At 65.3% G+C, this 19,190-nt stretch carries 17 protein-coding genes; 9 read left to right on the forward strand and 8 right to left on the reverse strand.

Translation table 11 applies throughout. The annotated features are described in order from the left end of the window. Nucleotides 1–216 precede the first annotated feature (216 nt). From NKH90_RS21835 to NKH90_RS21845, 3 genes are all read left to right on the forward strand, one after another. Nucleotides 217–840, forward strand: coding sequence for a CDGSH iron-sulfur domain-containing protein (locus NKH90_RS21835; protein WP_352820809.1), 624 nt, complete (start codon nucleotides 217–219; stop codon nucleotides 838–840). A gap of 242 nt (nucleotides 841–1,082) precedes the next feature. Further along, on the forward strand, nucleotides 1,083–3,110 hold the full coding sequence (locus NKH90_RS21840) for a hydantoinase/oxoprolinase N-terminal domain-containing protein (RefSeq protein ID WP_352820810.1): 2,028 nt from the start codon (nucleotides 1,083–1,085) through the stop codon (nucleotides 3,108–3,110). Nucleotides 3,111–3,377: 267 nt separating this feature from the next. Continuing rightward, nucleotides 3,378–5,549 carry a malate synthase G gene (locus NKH90_RS21845; protein WP_352820812.1) on the forward strand — a complete coding sequence of 724 codons (2,172 nt, stop codon included), beginning with the start codon at nucleotides 3,378–3,380 and terminating at the stop codon, nucleotides 5,547–5,549. Nucleotides 5,550–5,801: 252 nt separating this feature from the next. Here NKH90_RS21845 and NKH90_RS21850 read toward each other — a convergent pair whose 3' ends face one another. From NKH90_RS21850 to NKH90_RS21865, 4 genes are all read right to left on the reverse strand, one after another. Next, a complete protein-coding gene (locus NKH90_RS21850; RefSeq protein ID WP_023679867.1) occupies nucleotides 5,802–7,331 on the reverse strand; it encodes a YifB family Mg chelatase-like AAA ATPase in 1,530 nt (509 codons plus the stop codon). Between the two features lie 167 nt (nucleotides 7,332–7,498). Further along, the gene (gshB, locus tag NKH90_RS21855; protein ID WP_352491152.1) at nucleotides 7,499–8,440 is read right to left on the reverse strand and encodes a glutathione synthase; all 942 of its coding nucleotides are present in this window, start codon (nucleotides 8,438–8,440) and stop codon (nucleotides 7,499–7,501) included. A gap of 217 nt (nucleotides 8,441–8,657) precedes the next feature. Then, nucleotides 8,658–9,032: a GtrA family protein gene (locus NKH90_RS21860; RefSeq protein ID WP_352472815.1), complete on the reverse strand. Its 375-nt coding sequence runs from the start codon at nucleotides 9,030–9,032 to the stop codon at nucleotides 8,658–8,660. 8 nt (nucleotides 9,033–9,040) lie between these two features. Beyond that, nucleotides 9,041–10,048, reverse strand: a complete 1,008-nt coding sequence (locus NKH90_RS21865; RefSeq protein ID WP_352472814.1) for a glycosyltransferase — start codon at nucleotides 10,046–10,048, stop codon at nucleotides 9,041–9,043. A gap of 129 nt (nucleotides 10,049–10,177) precedes the next feature. On the opposite strand from NKH90_RS21865, the gene NKH90_RS21870 reads away from it, so the two are divergent. The 6 genes from NKH90_RS21870 to NKH90_RS21895 all read left to right on the forward strand — a co-directional run bounded on the left by NKH90_RS21870 (nucleotide 10,178) and on the right by NKH90_RS21895 (nucleotide 16,675). Beyond that, on the forward strand, nucleotides 10,178–11,980 hold the full coding sequence (locus tag NKH90_RS21870) for a GtrA family protein (protein WP_352771020.1): 1,803 nt from the start codon (nucleotides 10,178–10,180) through the stop codon (nucleotides 11,978–11,980). 132 nt (nucleotides 11,981–12,112) lie between these two features. After that, nucleotides 12,113–12,880 carry an SDR family NAD(P)-dependent oxidoreductase gene (locus NKH90_RS21875; RefSeq protein ID WP_352820813.1) on the forward strand — a complete coding sequence of 256 codons (768 nt, stop codon included), beginning with the start codon at nucleotides 12,113–12,115 and terminating at the stop codon, nucleotides 12,878–12,880. Further along, nucleotides 12,880–13,830, forward strand: coding sequence for a 2-dehydro-3-deoxygalactonokinase (locus NKH90_RS21880; RefSeq protein ID WP_502898866.1), 951 nt, complete (start codon nucleotides 12,880–12,882; stop codon nucleotides 13,828–13,830). Before NKH90_RS21875 ends, NKH90_RS21880 begins: the two co-directional genes overlap by 1 nt. After that, entirely contained in the window at nucleotides 13,827–14,465 is a 639-nt protein-coding gene (locus NKH90_RS21885; RefSeq protein WP_352820815.1) for a 2-dehydro-3-deoxy-6-phosphogalactonate aldolase, read from the forward strand. Before NKH90_RS21880 ends, NKH90_RS21885 begins: the two co-directional genes overlap by 4 nt. Beyond that, nucleotides 14,465–15,346 carry an SMP-30/gluconolactonase/LRE family protein gene (locus tag NKH90_RS21890; RefSeq protein WP_352449619.1) on the forward strand — a complete coding sequence of 294 codons (882 nt, stop codon included), beginning with the start codon at nucleotides 14,465–14,467 and terminating at the stop codon, nucleotides 15,344–15,346. The genes NKH90_RS21885 and NKH90_RS21890 overlap by 1 nt, the downstream gene beginning before the upstream one ends. 270 nt (nucleotides 15,347–15,616) lie before the next feature. Next, nucleotides 15,617–16,675, forward strand: a complete 1,059-nt coding sequence (locus NKH90_RS21895) for a D-alanine--D-alanine ligase family protein (protein WP_352820818.1) — start codon at nucleotides 15,617–15,619, stop codon at nucleotides 16,673–16,675. On the opposite strand, the gene NKH90_RS21900 is transcribed toward NKH90_RS21895, so the two are convergent. The 4 genes from NKH90_RS21900 to pmtA all read right to left on the reverse strand — a co-directional run bounded on the left by NKH90_RS21900 (nucleotide 16,672) and on the right by pmtA (nucleotide 19,102). Beyond that, complete coding sequence (locus tag NKH90_RS21900; protein ID WP_023679856.1) at nucleotides 16,672–16,959, reverse strand: DUF1330 domain-containing protein; 288 nt, start codon at nucleotides 16,957–16,959, stop codon at nucleotides 16,672–16,674. The two genes, NKH90_RS21895 and NKH90_RS21900, sit on opposite strands and share 4 nt — an antisense overlap. 170 nt (nucleotides 16,960–17,129) lie before the next feature. Further along, complete coding sequence (gene pyrF / locus NKH90_RS21905; RefSeq protein WP_352684079.1) at nucleotides 17,130–17,843, reverse strand: orotidine-5'-phosphate decarboxylase; 714 nt, start codon at nucleotides 17,841–17,843, stop codon at nucleotides 17,130–17,132. After that, a complete protein-coding gene (locus NKH90_RS21910) occupies nucleotides 17,840–18,436 on the reverse strand; it encodes an NADPH-dependent FMN reductase (RefSeq protein WP_352457268.1) in 597 nt (198 codons plus the stop codon). The genes pyrF and NKH90_RS21910 overlap by 4 nt, the downstream gene beginning before the upstream one ends. A gap of 60 nt (nucleotides 18,437–18,496) precedes the next feature. Continuing rightward, a complete protein-coding gene (gene pmtA / locus NKH90_RS21915) occupies nucleotides 18,497–19,102 on the reverse strand; it encodes a phospholipid N-methyltransferase PmtA (protein ID WP_023679853.1) in 606 nt (201 codons plus the stop codon). Nucleotides 19,103–19,190: the final 88 nt, after the last annotated feature.

The following is a 19,190-nucleotide window of genomic DNA, read 5'->3' on the forward strand; positions in this document are numbered from 1 at the left end:
ACCCGCCTCGGTGGGCGGGTCGTTGGAGCCAATTGGCACCACACGCAAATTAGTAGCATAGCTGCCGGCACAAAGCAAGAACAAAATGTGGTGCTGCGAGCAAAAAATGCGAATTCCCTTCCCGCCGCGCCCGAGGTCGGCCCTCACGAGGGGGAGAATGCTGCCTTGACGTCGTCCTGACTGTCGCCATAGCGTAGTCCGACAGGAGACCCACCCATGGCAGTGGTCGAAGGCGAGAAGATCGACATCGGCTTTTCGGGAAAACGTTGCATCCATTCGCGCAACTGCGTGCTTGGCGATCCGCATGTTTTCGTGCCCAACGCGCCCGGCCAGTGGATCCATCCGGATGCGGCCAGCGTCGAGAAGATTGTGGCGCTCGCCGAAGCCTGCCCGTCCGGCGCCATCACCTATGTCCGCAAGGATGGCGGGCCGCAGGAACAGCCGCCGGTGGTCAACATTGTGCGCATAAGGGAAAACGGTCCGCTTGCCGTCCATGCTGAGATTGTGGTGGGCGGCGAAACGTTTTACCGCGCCACGCTGTGCCGCTGCGGCGCCTCGGAAAACAAGCCGTTCTGCGACGGCAGCCACACCAAATCGGGCTTCACCGCCACCGGCGAGCCGGCGCTGAAGGACGCGCCGGCGCTGGAGGTGCGGAATGGCCCGCTGACCGTCACACCGACGACCAACGGCCCGCTCAAGCTCGAAGGCAATGTCGAAATCGTCACCGGCACCGGCCACACGGTCGACCGCACGCAACGCACCTTCCTCTGCCGCTGCGGCCACTCCGCCAACAAGCCGTTCTGCGATGGCTCGCACAAGCGCGTGGGGTTTGTCGGCTAGCCTAGCGATCTCCCCCCTCGAGGGGGAGATGTCGCCGAAGGCGACAGAGGGGGTCGGTACGTCCTGACGCCAACGCCATCGCGGCCAGAGAATGCCGGGGCTCCACGCGAGACGACCCCCTCTGGCCTGCCGGCCATCTCCCCCTCGAGGGGGGAGATTACGCTGCCTTGGCCCAGCGCTCGTGCCTTTATCGCCCGGCGCATATCGGCTAAGGGGCGGAGACGAATTCTCCGGACCCAAATATGACCGCCAAGCCCAAACCCTCAACCCTGTTCCTCGGCATCGACACCGGCGGCACCTATACCGATGCCGTGCTGTGGTCGGAAGCCGGCGGACCAAGCGGAAAAGTGCTGGCCAAGGCCAAGGCGCTGACCACACGGCACGATCTGGCGGTCGGCATCTCCGGCGCGGTCGATGCGGTGCTCGAAATGGCCGGCACCGACCCGGCAGCGATCAAACTGGTGTCGATGTCGACGACGCTAGCCACCAATGCGCTGGTCGAGGGCCAGGGCGGCCGCGTGGCGCTGGTGATGATCGGCTTTGCCGAGGGCGACCTTGCCCGCGACGGGCTGAAGGCGGCGCTCGGCACCGATCCCGTGGTGTTCTGCCCCGGCGGCCACGATGTCCACGGCAATGCGGCAAAGCTCGATCTGTCCGGGCTGGAGGCAGCTTTGCCGGAACTGGAAAAGTCGGTGTCCGGCTTTGCCGTCTGCGCCTATTTCGCCACCCGCAACCCGGCGCATGAGCTAAGCGCGCGGAACCTGATCCGCGACAGGACCGGCCTGCCGGTCACCGCCAGCCACGAACTGTCGGCCAAGCTCGGCGGCCCGCGCCGGGCGCTGACGACATTGCTCAACGCCAGGCTGATCTCGATGATCGACCGGCTGGTCGCGGCAACCGAAGGCTTTTTGGCCGCGCGCAACATCGCCGCCCCGCTGATGGTGGTGCGCGGCGACGGCGCTTTGGTCTCGGCCGCCTTTGCCCGCCAGCGGCCGATCGAGACCATCCTGTCCGGCCCCGCCGCCAGCCTCGTCGGCGCCCGCCACATGACCGGCCTCGACGATGCCGTGGTCTCCGATATCGGCGGCACCACCACCGACGTCGCCGTGCTCGACAAGGGCCGGCCGCGGCTCGATCCGGAAGGCGCCACCGTCGGCGGGTTCCGCACCATGGTCGAGGCCGTCGCCATGCGCACCTTTGGCCTCGGCGGCGATTCCGAAGTGGCACTGGAGGACGGCGCGCTCAATCCGAGAATCCTGCTCGGCCCGCGCCGCCTGGTGCCGCTGGCGCTGGCCGGCTTGATGCATGGCGAGGCCGTCACGGCGGAGCTCGAGCGCCAGCTGCGCGCGCCCAATCCCGGCCGCATGGATGGCCGCCTGGCGGTGCGCACCGGCGTGCCGGAGCGGCTGGCGGCCGGACTGACCGGCGCCGAAGCCAAGCTCTACGAGCTGATCGGCGCCGTGCCGCAGGCTCTCGACAGATTGCTGACCTCGAACGCCCAGAACGCCACCTTGAACCGGCTGGTGTCGCGCGGGCTGGTGCATGTCGCCGGCTTCACGCCGTCGGACGCCGCGCATGTGCTGGGCCGGCAGGCCAATTGGGATGCGGCCGCGGCGCGTCTGGGTGCCGAGCTGTTCGCGCGCAGGCGCGACGGCCGCGGCCAGTTCATCGCCGCCTCGCCGGAGGCGATCTCGGAACGGGTGCTGACCGCGCTGACCCGCCTGTCGGCGGAAGTCATCCTCGAGACCGCCTTTGCCGAGGACGGGCTGGATGGCGCGGCGACCGTCGCCCATGCCCTGGTCCAGCGCGCCGTCGACGCGCATCCCGGCATCGCCCGGCTCAGCGTCGCGCTCGACCGTCCGGTGATCGGCCTCGGCGCCTCGGCGCCGCTGCACTATGTCGGCCTGGCCGAGCTGGTCGGCAATCGATGCGTGGTGCCGCAGGATACCGATGTCGCCAACGCACTCGGCGCCGTCGTCGGCCAGGTCCGGGTTTCGGCCGAGGCGCGGGTCAGCCAGCCCAAGGAAGGGCTGTTCCGCGTTGCTTCCGGTGAAAGCGTGCGCGATTTCAACGACGAGGCGGCGGCAATCGCCGCGGCGGAGAAGGATGTGCGCGCGATTGCCGCCGGGCGGGCTAAGGACGCCGGCACCGACAGCGCCGAGATCGAAATCGCCAGCGAGTTCCGCGTCTCCACCGTAGAGGGCCAGCGCATGTTCATCGAGGCGCATGTCGTGGCGGTGGCGTCGGGACGGCCAAGGATTGCGGTGTGAGCGCGTAATCTCCCCCCCTCGAGGGGGGAGATGTCGCCGAAGGCGACAGAGGGGGTCGCCTCGCATGAAGCGCGACCCCTTCTTTGCACCACATGGCGTTGCACTCCACGCGAGGCGACCCCCTCTGGCCTGCTGGCCATCTCCCCCTCAAGGGGGGAGATCGGCAGCGAAAACGCCCTACCTTCACCTTAGGCCGAGTTGACCCTACAACCTTGCCATGTCAAAGGCCCGAGGCCGGCAAGCCGGCCAAGCCCTGGAGAAGCCCTGATGACCGATCGCGTCGAGATCGCCGGATTGCGGATTGCCCGCGAGCTTCATGATTTCGTCGTGAACGAAGCGCTGCCGGGCACGGGCATCGAGGCGGAGGCATTCTGGAACGGTTTTTCGGCCATCGTCCATGAGATCTCGCCAAAAAACCGGGCGCTGCTCGAAAAGCGCGATGCCATGCAGGACAAGCTCGACCGCTGGTATCGCGACAATGGCGCGCCCGTCGACATGGAGGCCTACAAGACGTTCCTGCGCGAGATCGGCTATCTCCTGCCCGAGGGGCCGGCGTTCAGCGTGACCACCGAAAATGTCGACCCGGAAATCGCTTCGGTTGCCGGGCCGCAGCTGGTGGTGCCGGTGATGAACGCGCGTTATGCGCTGAACGCCGCCAATGCGCGCTGGGGCTCGCTGTACGATGCGCTCTACGGCACCGACGCTATCCCGGAGACGGCCGGCGCCGAGCGAGGCAACAAATTCAATCCGGCGCGCGGTGCCAAGGTCGTCGCCTGGGTGAAAAGCTTCTTCGACGAGGCGGTGCCGCTCACGACAGGCAAATGGGCCGGCGTCAACGGGCTTTCGGTCGCCAACGGCATGTTGCGGCTCGGCGAGGGTGCCGGCGCCACCACGCTTGCCGACCTCAGACAGTTTGCCGGCTATCGCGGCGATGCCGCCGACCCCGAAGCCGTGCTGCTCACCAAGAACGGCCTGCACATCGAAATCGTCATCGACCGCAACAACCAGATCGGCCGCACCGATCCGGCCGGCATTGCCGATGTCGTGCTGGAATCGGCGCTGACCACCATCCAGGACTGCGAGGATTCGATCGCCGCAGTGGATGCGCAGGACAAGGTGCTGGTCTACCGCAACTGGCTCGGCCTGATGAAGGGCGACTTGGCGGAGGAGATCACCAAGGCCGGCAAGAGCTTTGTCCGCAGGCTCAACCCCGACCGCACCTATACCGCGCCCGATGGCGGCACGCTGACCTTGCCCGGCCGCTCGCTGATGCTGGTCAGGAATGTCGGCCACCTTATGACCAATCCGGCGATATCAGACCGCGACGGCAACGAGGTGCCGGAAGGCATCATGGATGCGGCGCTGACGGCGCTGATCGCGCTGCATGACATCGGCGTGAACGGGCGCCGCGCCAATTCTCGCGCCGGCTCGATGTACATCGTAAAGCCCAAGATGCACGGGCCCGACGAAGTTGCCTTCGCCGTCGAGATTTTCGACCGCGTCGAGGCGCTGCTCGGCGTGCCCAAAAACACCATCAAGATGGGCATCATGGACGAGGAGCGGCGCACCACCGTCAATCTCAAGGAGGCGATCCGCGCCGCGAAAGAACGCGTCGTCTTCATCAACACCGGCTTCCTCGATCGCACCGGCGACGAGATCCACACCTCGATGGAAGCCGGCCCGATGATCCGCAAGGGCGACATGAAGCAGGCCGCCTGGATCGCCGCCTACGAAGCCTGGAACGTCGACATCGGGCTGGAATGTGGGTTGGCCGGCCACGCCCAGATAGGCAAAGGCATGTGGGCGATGCCCGACCTTATGGCGGCGATGCTGGCCGAGAAAATCGCGCATCCCAAGGCCGGCGCCAACACCGCCTGGGTGCCGTCGCCGACGGCGGCGACACTGCACGCCACGCACTACCACAAGGTCGATGTCCACGCCGTCCAGGCGGCGCTGGAGAGCCGGCCCAAGGCGAAACTGGACGACATCCTGTCGGTGCCGGTAGCAAGGCGGCCGAACTGGTCGCCTGAAGACGTCCAGAAGGAACTCGACAACAATGCGCAAGGCATTCTGGGCTATGTCGTGCGCTGGATCGACCAGGGCGTCGGCTGTTCGAAAGTGCCTGACATAAACGACGTCGGCCTGATGGAGGACCGCGCCACGCTGCGCATCTCCTCGCAGCACATCGCCAACTGGCTGCATCACGGCGTCTGCACGCCCGAGCAGGTCATGGAGACGATGAAACGCATGGCGGCGATCGTCGACCGCCAGAACGAAGGCGATCGGCTCTACCGGCCGATGGCGCCGGATTTCGACAAGTCCATCGCCTTCCTCGCCGCCTGCGACCTGGTCTTCAAAGGCCGCATCCAGCCCAACGGCTACACCGAGCCAGTGCTGCACGCACGGCGGCTGGAGCTGAAGGCGCGGGATAACGGCTGAACCGAAAGCACGATGCACGCCGGCCAAGGGTAAGCGCCGGCGTCCCCCCTCCCCCTTGAGGGGAGGGTGGCCCGAAGGGCCGGGTGGGGTCGCCAACGCAGTGCGCCAACCCAATTCTGACGGTGCGCCTTAGGAGGAGCATCGCAACGCTCCGCACCTCGGTCGGTTTCGAAATGCGACAGGCCGAGCGTCTCACCGGCGACCCCACCCGGCCGCTTCGCGGCCCCCCTCCCCTCAAGGGGGAGGGGAACGTCACGCCGCCTGCGCCATCCGTTCCGAACTCATGCGATAGGAAATCGCTTCGGCCAGATGGATGCGGCCGACCGTCTCGCTGGCCTCGAGATCGGCCAGGGTCCGCGCCACCTTCAAGACGCGGTGATAGGCTCGTGCGGAAAAGCCGAGCTTTTCGCTGGCGTCCCTGAGCAGCGACAGGCCGGCGGCATCGGGCATGGCGATCTCCTCGATGACTGACGGCGAGCAATGGGCGTTGGTGGTGGCGGTCGCGCCGAGCCGCTCGAAGCGCTCGCGCTGGATCGTACGGGCGCGGGCAACACGTAGTGCGACGGCGGCACTTTTCTCGGCCCGGTCCGGCCGGATCAAATCGCTGGCCGAGACCGCCGGCACCTCGATCCTGAGATCGATGCGATCGAGCAGCGGGCCGGAAATGCGCGCCTGGTAGTCGGTGCGACAGCGATCGCCGCGCAGGCAGCGATAGCCCGGCTCGCCGGCCATGCCGCAACGGCACGGGTTCATCGCCGCGACCAGCTGGATACGCGCCGGATAGGTGACGCGATGATTGGCGCGCGCGATCATGCAGTCGCCGGTCTCGAGCGGCTGGCGCAGTGCATCGAGCGCCTGCGGCGAGAATTCGGGGAACTCGTCGAGGAACAGCACGCCGTGATGGGCAAGCGAGGCCTCGCCCGGCCGCACGCGCAGACCGCCGCCGACCATCGCCGCCATCGAGGCCGAATGATGTGGCGCGCGGAACGGCCGCCGGTCGGTGAGTTTTCCTTCGCCGAGTTCGCCGGCCACCGAGGCGATCATCGAGACTTCGAGCAATTCCCTGGGCGCCAGCGGCGGTAGGATCGACGGCAGCCGCTGCGCCAGCATCGACTTTCCCGACCCCGGCGGTCCGACCATCAAAAGATTGTGGCCGCCGGCGGCCGCCACCTCCAGCGCCCGCTTGGCGGTCTCCTGGCCCTTGATATCGGCGAGATCGGGCAGGTCGCGCGCCGCGGCATGGATGCCGGCTTCCGGCCGCGACAGAACCTGCGTGCCGCGAAAATGATTGGCGATGGCGATCAGGCTGCGCGGCGCCAATATGTCGAAATCCTTGCCGGCCCACGCCGCTTCCGGCCCGCAGGCGAACGGGCAGATCAAGCCCTTGCCTTCGGCATTGGCGCCGATCGCCGCCGGCAGCGCGCCGGCCACCGCGGCAATGGTGCCGTCGAGCGACAATTCGCCAAGCACGACATAGCCGGCCAGCATGTCGCCCGGAATGGCGCCGAGCGCCGCCATCAGCCCGAGGGCGATCGGCAGATCGTAGTGGCTGCCTTCCTTGGGCAGGTCGGCCGGCGCCAGATTGACGGTGACCTTCTTCGACGGCATCGACAGGCCGGATGCATGCAGCGCTGCCTGCACCCGCTCGCGGCTTTCGGCGACAGCCTTGTCGGCCAGCCCGACGATGTGCATGTTGACCTTGCCCGGCGCGATCATCACCTGCACGTCGACCGGCACGGCCTCAATGCCCTGGAAAGCAACCGTGCGAACCCGCGCCACCATGTCTTCACCCCGGATGCAGGCTTTGCCCCAAGCCTTTGCGATCATGCCGCGAACGGCGTCACCGGAGACAACCACAGATTACCGGCGAAGGCAAGAACATTTGGGGAACAGCTGAGCGCCACGGCTGCAATGGTTTGCAACGCGGCCGCTTCCAGAAGCAATGTACGCTAGTTGCGCTTCTCCTCCACGGCATCCCAGAACAGGCTGGCGATGTCGGCGCCGCCGAAGCGCTGCACTTCGCGTATGCCGGTCGGTGAGGTCACGTTGATCTCGGTCATGTAGTCGCCGATGACGTCGATGCCGACGAGGATGAAGCCGCGCTCTTTCAGCGCGGGGCCGATGCGGGCGCAGATCTCGCGTTCGCGTTCCGTCAATTCGGTCTTTTCGGCGCGGCCGCCGACATGCATGTTGGAGCGCGAATCATGCTCGGCCGGCACGCGGTTGATGGCGCCGACAGGCTCGCCGTCAATCAGGATGATGCGCTTGTCGCCACCCCGCACCTCCTTGAGGTAGCGCTGCACGATGTAGGGTTCGCGGAACAACTGGCCGAACATTTCGAGCAGCGAGGCGAGGTTGCGGTCGGCCTCGTGCAGGTGAAAGATGCCGGCGCCGCCATTGCCGTAGAGCGGCTTGACGATGATATCGCCGAACTCCTTGCGAAAGGCGGCGACCTCGAGCGGGTCCTTGGTGATCAGCGTGTCCGGCATCAGGTCGGGAAATTCGGTGACGAAGATCTTTTCCGGGCTGTTGCGCACCCAGGCCGGGTCGTTGACCACCAGCGTCTTCGGATGGATGCGCTCGAGGATATGCGTGGTGGTGATGTAGTTCATGTCGAAGGGCGGATCCTGCCGCAAAAGGATGACGTCCATCTCCGCAAGATCGGTGCGCACCTTCTCGCCCAGCGAATAATGGTTGCCCTTCTCGTCGCGGACCTGCATCGCCTCGATACGGGCAAACACCTTGCCTTCGCGCAGCGACAGCCGGTCGGGCGTGTAGTGGAACAGCTGGTGCCCGCGCCGCTGCGCTTCCAGCGACAGCGCAAACGACGTGTCGCCGGCAATCGACACGGTAGAGATGTGGTCCATCTGGACGGCGACTTTCAGGGGCATGGGTGCTCTCCGGCGCAGTTGCAACGAACGTGCGTCCACCCGGACGCACATACGCTCCAACACTTTGAATCCATGCATCGCGCTTTCCGAAAATCGATTCCGATTTTTCGGGCCGATGCATCGACGAGAGCGATATAAGGAAATCGGCGGCCTCTGCCAATCGGCCAAGGTCATGATGAGGCTGCGCTTCTGGCGCAGACCCCAATGCGATGTGCGTTCAGCGGTCGAAGACCAGCTTGGAATAGCCGAGGAAGGACAGCGCCATGGCAACCAGCGAGGCGACCGCAAGGGCGACGAGCGGCGGCACCATCGGCAGCGCGAACAGCATGGCGCAATAGACGAGATAATTGACGAGGCTGGTGGCGATGCCGACGCCGCCATAGCGTGCGCCCTCTTGCGCGACGCCGCGGCTGGAAGGCGAGAAGGTCAGATGGCGATTGATCAGCCAGGTGACGGACAAGGCAAAACCGATCGAGATGATTCGGGCTGCGAAGGGGCCAAGCGGCGCTATCGCCAACACCAGCCAAAGCGCCGCCGCGTCGGCGACGAAGCCGATACCGCCGGCGACAATGAAGCGGGCGAGGCGTCCCATTTAGGGCTCTAAGCCGCCCGCGGGGTCTTGCGCGGTCCGGTCTTCAAAGTCGCGAGCGCACTTGCGCGTTCGCGTTCGACGCGGCCGGAAGGCATCGACAGATAGAAGATGCGCTTCTGCTCGGCCCGGCCGCGCGACACCGAATCGAGGATTACCCCGGTCACCGCCGCCAGCATCGACAGCAGCAGCAGCCCGACCGACAGCACCCACGTCGGCATGCGCGGCACAAGCCCGGTTTCGGCGAACTCGATCAGCACCGGCGCCATCAGAAACAGGCTTGATGCCAGGAAGAACACCGAAAAAGCGCCGAAGAAACGCAGCGGCTGCGTCTCCTTCATCAGCATGGCGAACATCCACAGGATCTTCGCGCCGTCGCGAAAGGTCGACAGCTTCGACGAGGAGCCTTCCGGCCGGCGGCCATAGTCGAGGCCGATCTCGCTGACCGGCAATTTGAGCTGCGAGGCGTGCACCGACATTTCGGTCTCGATCTCGAAACCGCCGGAAACGGCGGGAAAACTCTTGACGAAGCGCCTGGTGAAGGCGCGGTAACCCGAGAAGATATCGGTAAAGTCCGAGCCAAACAAACGTTTGTAGAGGCTGTTGAAGATGCGGTTGCCGAAGGCGTGGCCTGTCCTGCCGGCGTCGTTGGCGACGCCGCGCCTGGTGCCCACCACCATGTCGGAGCGCTCGGTCAGCAGCGTGTTGATCAGTTGCGGCGCGTCCTCCGGCGCATAGGTGCCGTCGCCGTCGGCCATCAGGTAGATGTCGGCCTCGATGTCGGCGAACATGCGGCGCACGACATTGCCTTTGCCCTGGCGCGGCTCGCGCACCACGATGGCGCCGGCGGCGCGGGCTCGGAGCGCCGTCAGGTCGCGCGAATTGTTGTCGTAGACATAGATCGCGGCGGCAGGCAGCGTTTCGCGAAAGCGCCGCACCACTTCGCCGATCGTCAGCTCCTCATTGTAGCAAGGCAGGAGCACGGCGATGCTCGGCTCATGGCGCACTTCTTGTGGCATTTTCGTCTCCGGATGCCCTGTAAGGCCCCTGACCGCTCAAACGCCGGCCTCGCTCGGGCGGCTTTACTATTTATTGAAGCTGTTAAGGCTAGGTTTAAACCGCACCGTATTCCTTCCAAAGGTCCCGATATGAGCACAGCCGACGATGGCGCCTCCATTTGGAGGTCCGATATCGCGCTGGCGCTGCTTGCCACGGCGCTGGCGCTTGCCGTCAATGCCTTTGCCGGCTTCCCGGCACTGACCAATGCCGGCGGCGACAACGACAATCTGCTGCGCCTCGTCGAAGTTCGCGACATGCTGGCCGGCCAAAGGTGGTTCGATCTCCACCAGTACAGGATGGGCCTGGAAGGCGGTTTCGTCATGCATTGGTCGCGGCTGGTCGATGCGCCGATCGCCGCCATCATCATCGCCGTATCGGCCCTGACCGGCAGCGCGGCCTTTGCCGAGAATGTTGCGCAAGTGCTGTGGCCGGCGCTGCTCTTCTGCCTGACCGTATTTTTCACGGCTCGCGCCGCGCGCAGCTTTGCCGGTGACAGCGCCGTGCTGCCCGCTGTCGTGATCGGCGCTGCCGCACTGTATTTCCTCGGCATTTTTTCGCCTGGCGCGCTCGATCACCACAATGTCCAGCTGATGCTGAGCATGGCCAGCCTGAGCCTGTTGCTTGAAGCGCCAACGCGCAGGCCGGCGGCATTGCTCTCCGGCCTGTGCACCGGATTGATGCTGGCCGTCGGCATGGAGACCGCGCCTTATGTGGCCACCATCGGCGCCTCTGTTGCCATGCTGTTCGCCCTCGGCGCCAATGGCGAGAGGCTGATCGCCCGGGATTTCGGCCTCGGCTTTGCCGGCGTGTCCGCTCTCGTCTTTGTCGCCACCATTGCGCCGTCTGCCTGGGGTCAGGCGCAATGCGACGCCTTCTCGGCCGTGCAGTTCGTCGTCGCGGCGATTGCCGGAACCGGCCTTGCGGCGATAGCGTCGATCGAGCCCGCCGGCCGCACGCGCCAACGGCGCATCGCCTCGCTTGGCCTGCTTGCCCTGGTATTGGCCGCTGTCATCGTCTTTTTGTTCCCACAATGCCTGGCAGCGCCCTACGCCAACCTCGATCCGCGCCTCAAGGAGCTATGGCTTGATCACATCGACGAGGCGCAGTCGCTGTTCAAGCTGCTCGCTGAAGATCCGGCCGGGGTGGTGGCGCGCTATGCCACGCCGCTCATCGCGCTCGTGCTGATGGCGCTTCGCCTTGGCCGTGGCGGCTGGCGGCGGCAGGACAGCCTTGTCGGCGCGCTGCTTGTCGTGGCCTTCATCGTCAGTGCCTGGCAGGTGCGCGGTTCGACATTCTCGATCGCCTTCGCCGTCATCCCGCTTGCCGCCTGGATTGCCAAATGGCGTCAACGGGCAGAGGTCAGCCCGTCGCGCGGCGTGGCGCTGCGCATGGCCGCCGTCTGGCTGGTTTCAGTGAATGCCGTCTGGACTGGGGCTGCCGCGGCAACCTCGGTCGCCTTCGAGGACAGCAATACCGCCGCCGATAATGGCGACGGCGCCGATGTCGCTTGCCAGCGCATGGCCTCCTTTGCGGCACTCGGCCGCCTGCCCGGCACCACCGTGCTGGCAATTTCCAATCTCGGATCGCCTATCCTGGCCTATTCCGGACATCGCGTCTTCGCCGGGCCTTATCATCGCAATGTCGCCGGCAACCTGCTGGCGCTCGATGCCTTCCTTGGGTCCGATGCCGATGCCAGGACGGTCGTGGCGGATCATCACGTCGGCCTCGTCGCGCTGTGCCCCGGCAGCGCCGAAAGCAAGCTCCTCGCAGCCAAGGCGCCGGCAGGCTTTCTTGCCGGGCTGATGCGCGGCAGCGTGCCGGAATGGCTTGAGCCGGTTGCCGGGACCAGCGGAGCCGCAGTCGAATTGTACCGCGTCCGGCTGGGCAGCTGATCGATCGGCGGCCCGTGCGGCCTTTTGTCGGACATAAGTCCTGACAATCCACTCTTTCGCCCTTGCCCGCCCGACACGGCTGGATAGGATGCGCGCCGGCCGACCGAGATCATTGGACCGGGAGAGAATTTCATGATGCCATCGGCACGCTTTGCCGACCTCGAAGGCGCTTCGGTGCTGATCACCGGCGGCGGCTCCGGCATTGGTGCTGCCTTGACCGAAGGTTTTGTCCGCCAGGGGGCAAACGTCGCCTTCATCGATATTGCCGACCGTGCGAGCCTGGCGCTGGCCGATCGGTTAGAGAAGGAGCTGGGCCGGCGGCCGGTCTATCTCAAGACCGACATACGCGACATCGAGGCGTTGCGGCTATCGGCGGGCAAAGCTGCAGAGGCGCATGGCGACGTGACGGTGCTGGTCAACAATGCCGCGCAGGATGACCGTCATGCCGTCGAAGACGTCACGGTGGAGTTCTGGGACAACAACCATGCCATCAACCTGCGCCCGCATTTCTTCAGCGCACAGGCGGTGGCGCCGGGCATGAAGCGGGCCGGCGGCGGCTCGATCATCAACTTCACCTCGACGTCGTTTCTCATCAACCATCCCGATATGCCGGCCTACACCGCCGCCAAGGCCGGCATCGTCGGTCTCACCAAGGGTCTTGCCGGCAAGCTCGGCGTCGACGGCATCCGTGTCAACGCGATCGCGCCCGGCTGGGTGATCACCGAGCGGCAGAGAAAGCTCTGGGTCACCGAAGAAGCGCTCGCCGCTCATGTCGCCAAACAGTGCATCAAAGAGGTGATGCAGCCGGAAGACATTGTCGGCACCGTGCTGTTCCTGGCGTCGGATGCCTCACGCATGCTGACCGCGCAGATGCTGATCGTCGATGGGGGATTCCTGTGATCTCATCGAGCAAGGCAGCTTCCGTCGCGGCCGTCGACTGGGGCACCACCCGCATGAGGGTCTGGCTGCTCGACGGCGCCGGCAAGGTTCTCGCCGAGCGGCGCGGCGATGACGGGCTGATCACCGCCCAGGCTAAAGGATTTTCGTCCATTCTCGAAGGGCATCTGGCTGCCTTGGGCGCAGCCGAGGCGCTGCCGGTCATCATTTGCGGCATGGCCGGTTCGCGCCAGGGCTGGCTGGAGGCAACCTATGTCAGCGTGCCGGCGCCGATCGGCGCTATTCTCGCCGGCGCTGCCCGCATTCCTGGCCAGCGCCGCGACGTCCGCATCGTGCCCGGCCTTGCCCAGCGTCTGGCCGACGCCCCGGATGTCATGCGCGGCGAGGAGACGCAGCTTGCCGGCGCCGGTTTGCCGGCAAAGGGACGCCATCTCGTCTGCATGCCTGGCACCCATTCGAAATGGGTGCTGGTCGAGGACGGCTCTGTTGCCGGTTTCGGCACCTGGCCGACCGGCGAGCTGTTTTCGGTGCTGGCCGCGCACTCGATCCTGCGCCATTCGCTGGGCGAGCCGCCGAAGCCGGTTGCCGCCGAAAATCCATTTTTTCGGGAGTGGTGCCTGAAGGCGTTGGCCGAAGGCGGTGACATCGGTTCAAGACTGTTCTCGATCCGCGCCGCCAGCCTGCTGCAGGATCTGAAGCCCGAGGATGCCGCCGCCTGCCTGTCCGGCCTGCTGATCGGCGGCGAGATCGCTTCGGCAAGTCGCCGTTATGGGGCGAGTGCCGTGCCCGTCGTGCTGATCGCGTCGGGCGCACTCGGCAAGCTCTATGCCGACGCCCTCGGCCTTGCCGGGCTCGCGGTCAGGGTAGTCGACGCCGACGAGGCGGTGCGTGCCGGTCTTGCTGAAGCCGCGCGCGAAAATGGCATGATCGCTGGAAATGGAGTTGCCGCATGACCGAAACCGCACCTTTTCCAAAGCTCGAGCGGGGTCTGGTCGCCATCCTGCGTGGCCTCAAGCCAAGCGAGGCGGTGGCGATCGGCCAGGCGATCTTCGGCGCCGGTGTCGAAGCGATCGAGGTGCCGCTCAACTCTCCCGATCCTTACGCCTCCATCGCCAGCATTGTCGGAGCGCTTCCTCCAACAGCCTTGGTCGGTGCCGGCACGGTGCTCAGCGCCGCCGATGTCGACGGCCTGCACAAGGCCGGCGGGCGGCTGCTGGTCAGCCCCAATATCGATGCCGAGGTCATGGGCCGGGCCATGCACTACGGCATGGTGACGATGCCCGGCGTGTTCACGCCGACCGAGGCATTTCAAGCAATCCGGCTCGGCGCCTCGGCATTGAAATTCTTCCCGGCGAGCGTGCTTGGCGCGGCAGGCATTTCGGCGATGCGCGCGGTGCTGCCGGCCAGTGTGCTGGTCGGCGCGGTCGGCGGCGTTTCAGATAAGGATTTTGCCGGCTACAAGGCAGCCGGCGTCAGCGTCTTCGGTCTTGGCTCCAGCCTCTTCAAGCCGGGCATGAGCGTCGACGAAGTGGCAGCGCGAGCGAAAGCCGCAGTTCAGGCCTGGGACGCGGCGTTTGGAGCGGCATGATGAGCGAGACCATTGTTTCGGTTTTTTCCGACCATGTCTGCCAACTCGGCGAGGGACCAAGCTATGACCCTGCCACCGACACGCTCTACTGGTTCGACATCGTCAACGGCCAGCTCCTCGAACAGCGCCTGTCGGGCGGTGCTGTCAAAATCCACGAGCTCGGTCAGATGGCCAGCGCCATCTGCATCATCGACGACCAACGCCAGCTGATCGCCACCGAGACCGGTCTGCATGTCCGCGACGTCGCGACCGGCAAGCTGACGCTGCACACGCCGATCGAGGCCGACAATACGGTCACCCGCTCGAACGATTCACGCGTTCACCCTTGCGGCGCGCTGTGGGTCGGCACCATGGGCAAGGGCGAGGAGAAGGGTGCCGGTTCGATCTACTGGTTCTTCAAGGGCGAGCTGCGCCGGCTCTATGCCGACGTCACGGTGCCCAATTCGATCTGCTTTTCCGAGGATGGGACGATCGCCTATTACACCGACACCAGCACCGGGCTGTTGATGCGCGTCGGCTGCGATCCGGTGACCGGACTGCCGGTTGGCGAACCGAAGGTCTTCGTCGACCACCGTTCGGCCAAGGGCTATATCGATGGTTCGGTGCTCGACCGTGACGGCATATTGTGGAACGCCTGCTGGGGCGGCAGCGTCGTCGAAGCCTATGGACCCGACGGCAAGCTCGTCCGTTCGGTGGCGATGCCGGCGACGCAGCCTTCCTGTCCGGCTTTCGTCGGCAGGAATGCCGACCGGCTGGCGGTCACCTCCGCCTGGTCGGGCAAAAGCGAGAAGCAGCGCCTGCTCGACCCGCAAGCCGGCATGACATTCATGCTCGACATTCCAGTCAATGGTCGCTTCGAGCCACGCGTGCTGATTGGCTAGACCATGATCCCGAAAAGTGGGAACCGGTTTTCGGAAAAGATCATGGTCAACCAGGAAGATGGCGCCGTTGCTGTCGTGCAGGCGTCCGGCTGACGTCGGTTCCGCGAAAGCCGAATGCATTCGCCGTGCGATGCTAGAACGGTTCATCGTTTCGCGGGAACGCTGAAACGCTCTATCTCTTTGTTTTGACGCAATTCCGGACGGAAAACCGTTTCACACTTTTCCTGGAATTGCTTTAGGCAATCGTGCTGCCGGGAAATCGTTTCGATCATGTCAAGCCGCGAGCCGAAGCTGATCCTTGTCTACGAGCCAGAAAAGGCTTGCTTCGATCGGCTGGTCGCCGATAACCACGTGCCGGAGCGTGCCGCCGAAATCGCCTCCTATCTGGCGCAATCGACCGACTTCGCTGCTGAATTCGACGCACTTGCCGCCGCTTGCCTGAAGCGCGGCTTGTCATTTGCCCCGCTGGCGCTCGACGACGCCGCAAGCCTTCTCGGCGGCGAGGACCCGAAGACCACGCTTGTCTGGACGCTGACCGACGGCGTCGCCTATTTCCGCGGCGGCGCGGCACCGGCTCTGGCACGGCTGAATGGCCTCAAGGCGATCGGCGCCGACGATGCGCTGTTCGCGCTCTGTCAGGACAAGTTCCGGTCCGGCGCCGTGCTCGGCGCGCTCGGCTTGCCGGTGCCGCAGGCGGGCCTTGCCCGTGACGGCGCCTGGCTGGTCGCGCCGCCGGCTTCGCCCACCGGCTGGTTCGTCAAGCCGAACCGGCTCGGCGCCAAGATCGGCATCTGGCCAGATTCGCACTGCCACGATCTCGGCCACGCGCTGGAGCTTAGCCGGCGCGTCTTCGCCGCCTATCGCGACGATGTCATCGTCCAGCCCTATGTCGCCGGCCGCAACGCGCGCGCCAGTTTTCTCGGATTGAGGCCGGATACCGGCGTCGAGGCGCTGGGCATCGCCTTTGTCGATTCGGGCGGCGACTTCCAGACCATGCAGGACAGCCTGGCGCTTTACAGCGATGCCGGCGCAGCGGCGAAAGCTTCGGGAAAATATACCGAGCCGGTGCTGCTGCCGGTCGCCGGCAGCCAGCCTGAAGCCGATGCAAGAATCCGTCGCATCGCCGAACGCCTGATGGTCGGGCTTGGCCTGCGGGATGTGTTTTCCATCGATTTCCGGGTCGAAGCCGACGACAGCGTCCACCTCATCGAGTTCGAGGTCTGCCCCGGCCTGCCCTGCTTCGATTTCCGCGATTACTGTCGCCAGCAATGGGGCTTGAGCCTCGCCGACGCGATGGCGGAGGCAGCGGCGAACCGGCTTCTCGCCTAAATCCCCTCGACCAGCACGATTTCGCCCTCGGCCACCTTCTGGCGGATCGCGACGGCGCGCTGGTATTCGGGCGAGTGGTAGCAGTCATGCGCCGCCGCAAGCGACGGAAACTCGATGATCACGTTGCGGTCGCGGCCCGGCCCCTCGGCCTTCTCATGCGCGCCGCCACGCGCCAGGAACTTGGCGCCGAAGCGGTCGAAGGCCGGTTTGGCGGCTGCGACATAGTCCTTGTAGCCTTCCGCATCGCGCACGTCGACGCGAGCGATCCAGTATCCCTTGGGCATGGTATTTCTCCTGGTTTTTGGCCGTGCGCGGACCGATGTTGAAAGTCGCTCCGGTGAGATGGCTGGGGGTGTTTTCGAGTGCCGGAGCGGAGCGCACTTAAAGTACGTGAGCACCGGAAGCGGAGAAAACGCCGTCAGACGGCCGCCGGAGCCAGTTTCGGAATTGGTCCTCAGGCCGAGCGCATTTCATCGAGGATCGCTTCCGCTGCCGCCCGCCTGTCGGCCGCACCGACGATCGGCCGGCCGACGACGAGGTGGCTGGAGCCGTTGCGGATCGCCTGCGCCGGCGTCACCACGCGTTTCTGGTCGCCATGGTCGCTGCCCTTCGGCCGGATTCCCGGCGTCACAACCGCCAGGTCGGGGCCGACGATGCGGCGCACCGCCTCAGCTTCCTCGGCCGAGCAGACGATGCCGCCCATGCCGGCATGCAGCGCCTGCTCGGAGCGCCTCAGCACCAGTGTATGCGGATCATATTCATAGCCGGCGTCGATCACGTCCTGCTCGTCCATCGAGGTCAGCACGGTGACCCCGAGCAGGCAAAGGTCGCTGCCCCTGGCGGCCTCGACCGCCGCCTTCATCGTCTTCGGATAGGCATGGATCGTCAGCATGCTCATGCCCATCCTGGCGATGTTTTCGACGCCCTTGGCCACGGTGTTGTCGATGTCGAGCAGCTTCATGTCGAGAAAGATCCTGGTGCCCCCGCTGGCCAGCTCGCGGGCGAAGTCGAGCCCGCCGGCAAACGCGAGCTGGTAACCGATCTTGTAGAAGGAGACGATCCCGTCGAGCTCGCGCACCGCTTTCTCGGCTTGCTTCAGCGTCGGCAGGTCGAGGCCGACGATCAGCCTTTCCTGCATCGTGTCGGCATGCGCGGCGTCCGGGATCATGCCTCGATCCGCGTCGACAGCATGCGCGAGGTTTCGATCAGCGTTCGGCATAGGTGCTCCATCGATTGGCGTAGTCTCTCGTCCCTGAACTTGCCCTCGTCGTCGAAGGCGTAGCCGCCCTCCGGCACCGAGCATTCCGGTGTCACCACCTCCATCCGGCAGCGTACCAGAACGGCGCGCAGATGGTTGATGCAGCGTATCCCGCCGAAGGGTCCGTTGGAAGACGAGCAGAGGCCGGCGACCTTGCCGGCAAGCGGCCTGAACGTCCGGCCGCCATCCTTGCGCAGCTGGCTCACCCAGTCGATGCTGTTCTTGAGCAGCGGCGGAATGGAGCCGTTATATTCGGGCGTCGCGATCAGCAGCCCGTCATGGGCGGCGATCATCCGGCCGAGCTTGACGGCGTTTTCGGGAATGCCTTCGTCCTTTTCCAAATCCTGGTCGAGGATCGGCAGCGGATAGTCGGCGAGCGAGATGCGGGTCACCTCGGCGCCCTGCATGGCAAGTTCCTTCTGTGCCACGTCGGCGGTCCTGCCGCTATAGGCGCCGCTGCGCACCGAACCGGCGACGACGAGAATTTTCGGGATCACAGCCATGGGTCCGCCTTGTCACCCGAACGGTATAAGACAAGTGCTATTCAAACCCAACGCTTCAATTCATGCGGCCCCGCGTCGGTAGATCCAAAGCTGCGTCGGCGGAATGTTGCGGATGACGAAATGGAAATGCTCGACCGTATAGTCGCCGCGGCCCGGCGGGATCGGCGACAGCGGCCCGTAAGTCAGCTGCACGATCGGCCGGCCCGCCGGGATACGGTCGAGCAGGCTCTCGACATAGGCGATGCGCTGGGCGACAGGGAAATTGAGCAGCGGCACGCCCGATATCACAGAATCGAAGATCAGGTCGCGCTTGTCGCCGAGCGTCGCGTCGAGATTGAAGGCGTCGCCCTCGATGACGTTGACGCCTGGATAAAGCTGGCGCAGATGGCGCACGAAATCAGTGGAATATTCGACCGCGTAGAGATTCTCAGGCTTAATGCCCTGGGCGAGGATGGCGCGTGTGATGACGCCTGTACCGGGCCCGACCTCGAGCACCGGCAGGCCGGATGTCGGATCGACGATCGAGGCCATCTTGCCTGCGGTGATCGAACTGGTCGGGACGATCGAACCGACCGCCTTCGGCTTGTCGATCCAGCCCTTGAAGAACTTCAGCTCGTCGTCGAACTTTTCCGCCAGCGTCTTTCGCAGTCCGGGACTACGCGTCATTGAAAGTCCTCCTCAACGCTCCCTCGGATGCTACTTAGCAGTTACGAGGTGCAAGACAAGGCGAATCCCCGGATAAGGTGTTGATGAC

Source organism: Mesorhizobium sp. M0898 (assembly GCF_040319695.1).
In the GTDB taxonomy this organism is placed as follows: Bacteria; Pseudomonadota; Alphaproteobacteria; order Rhizobiales; family Rhizobiaceae; genus Mesorhizobium.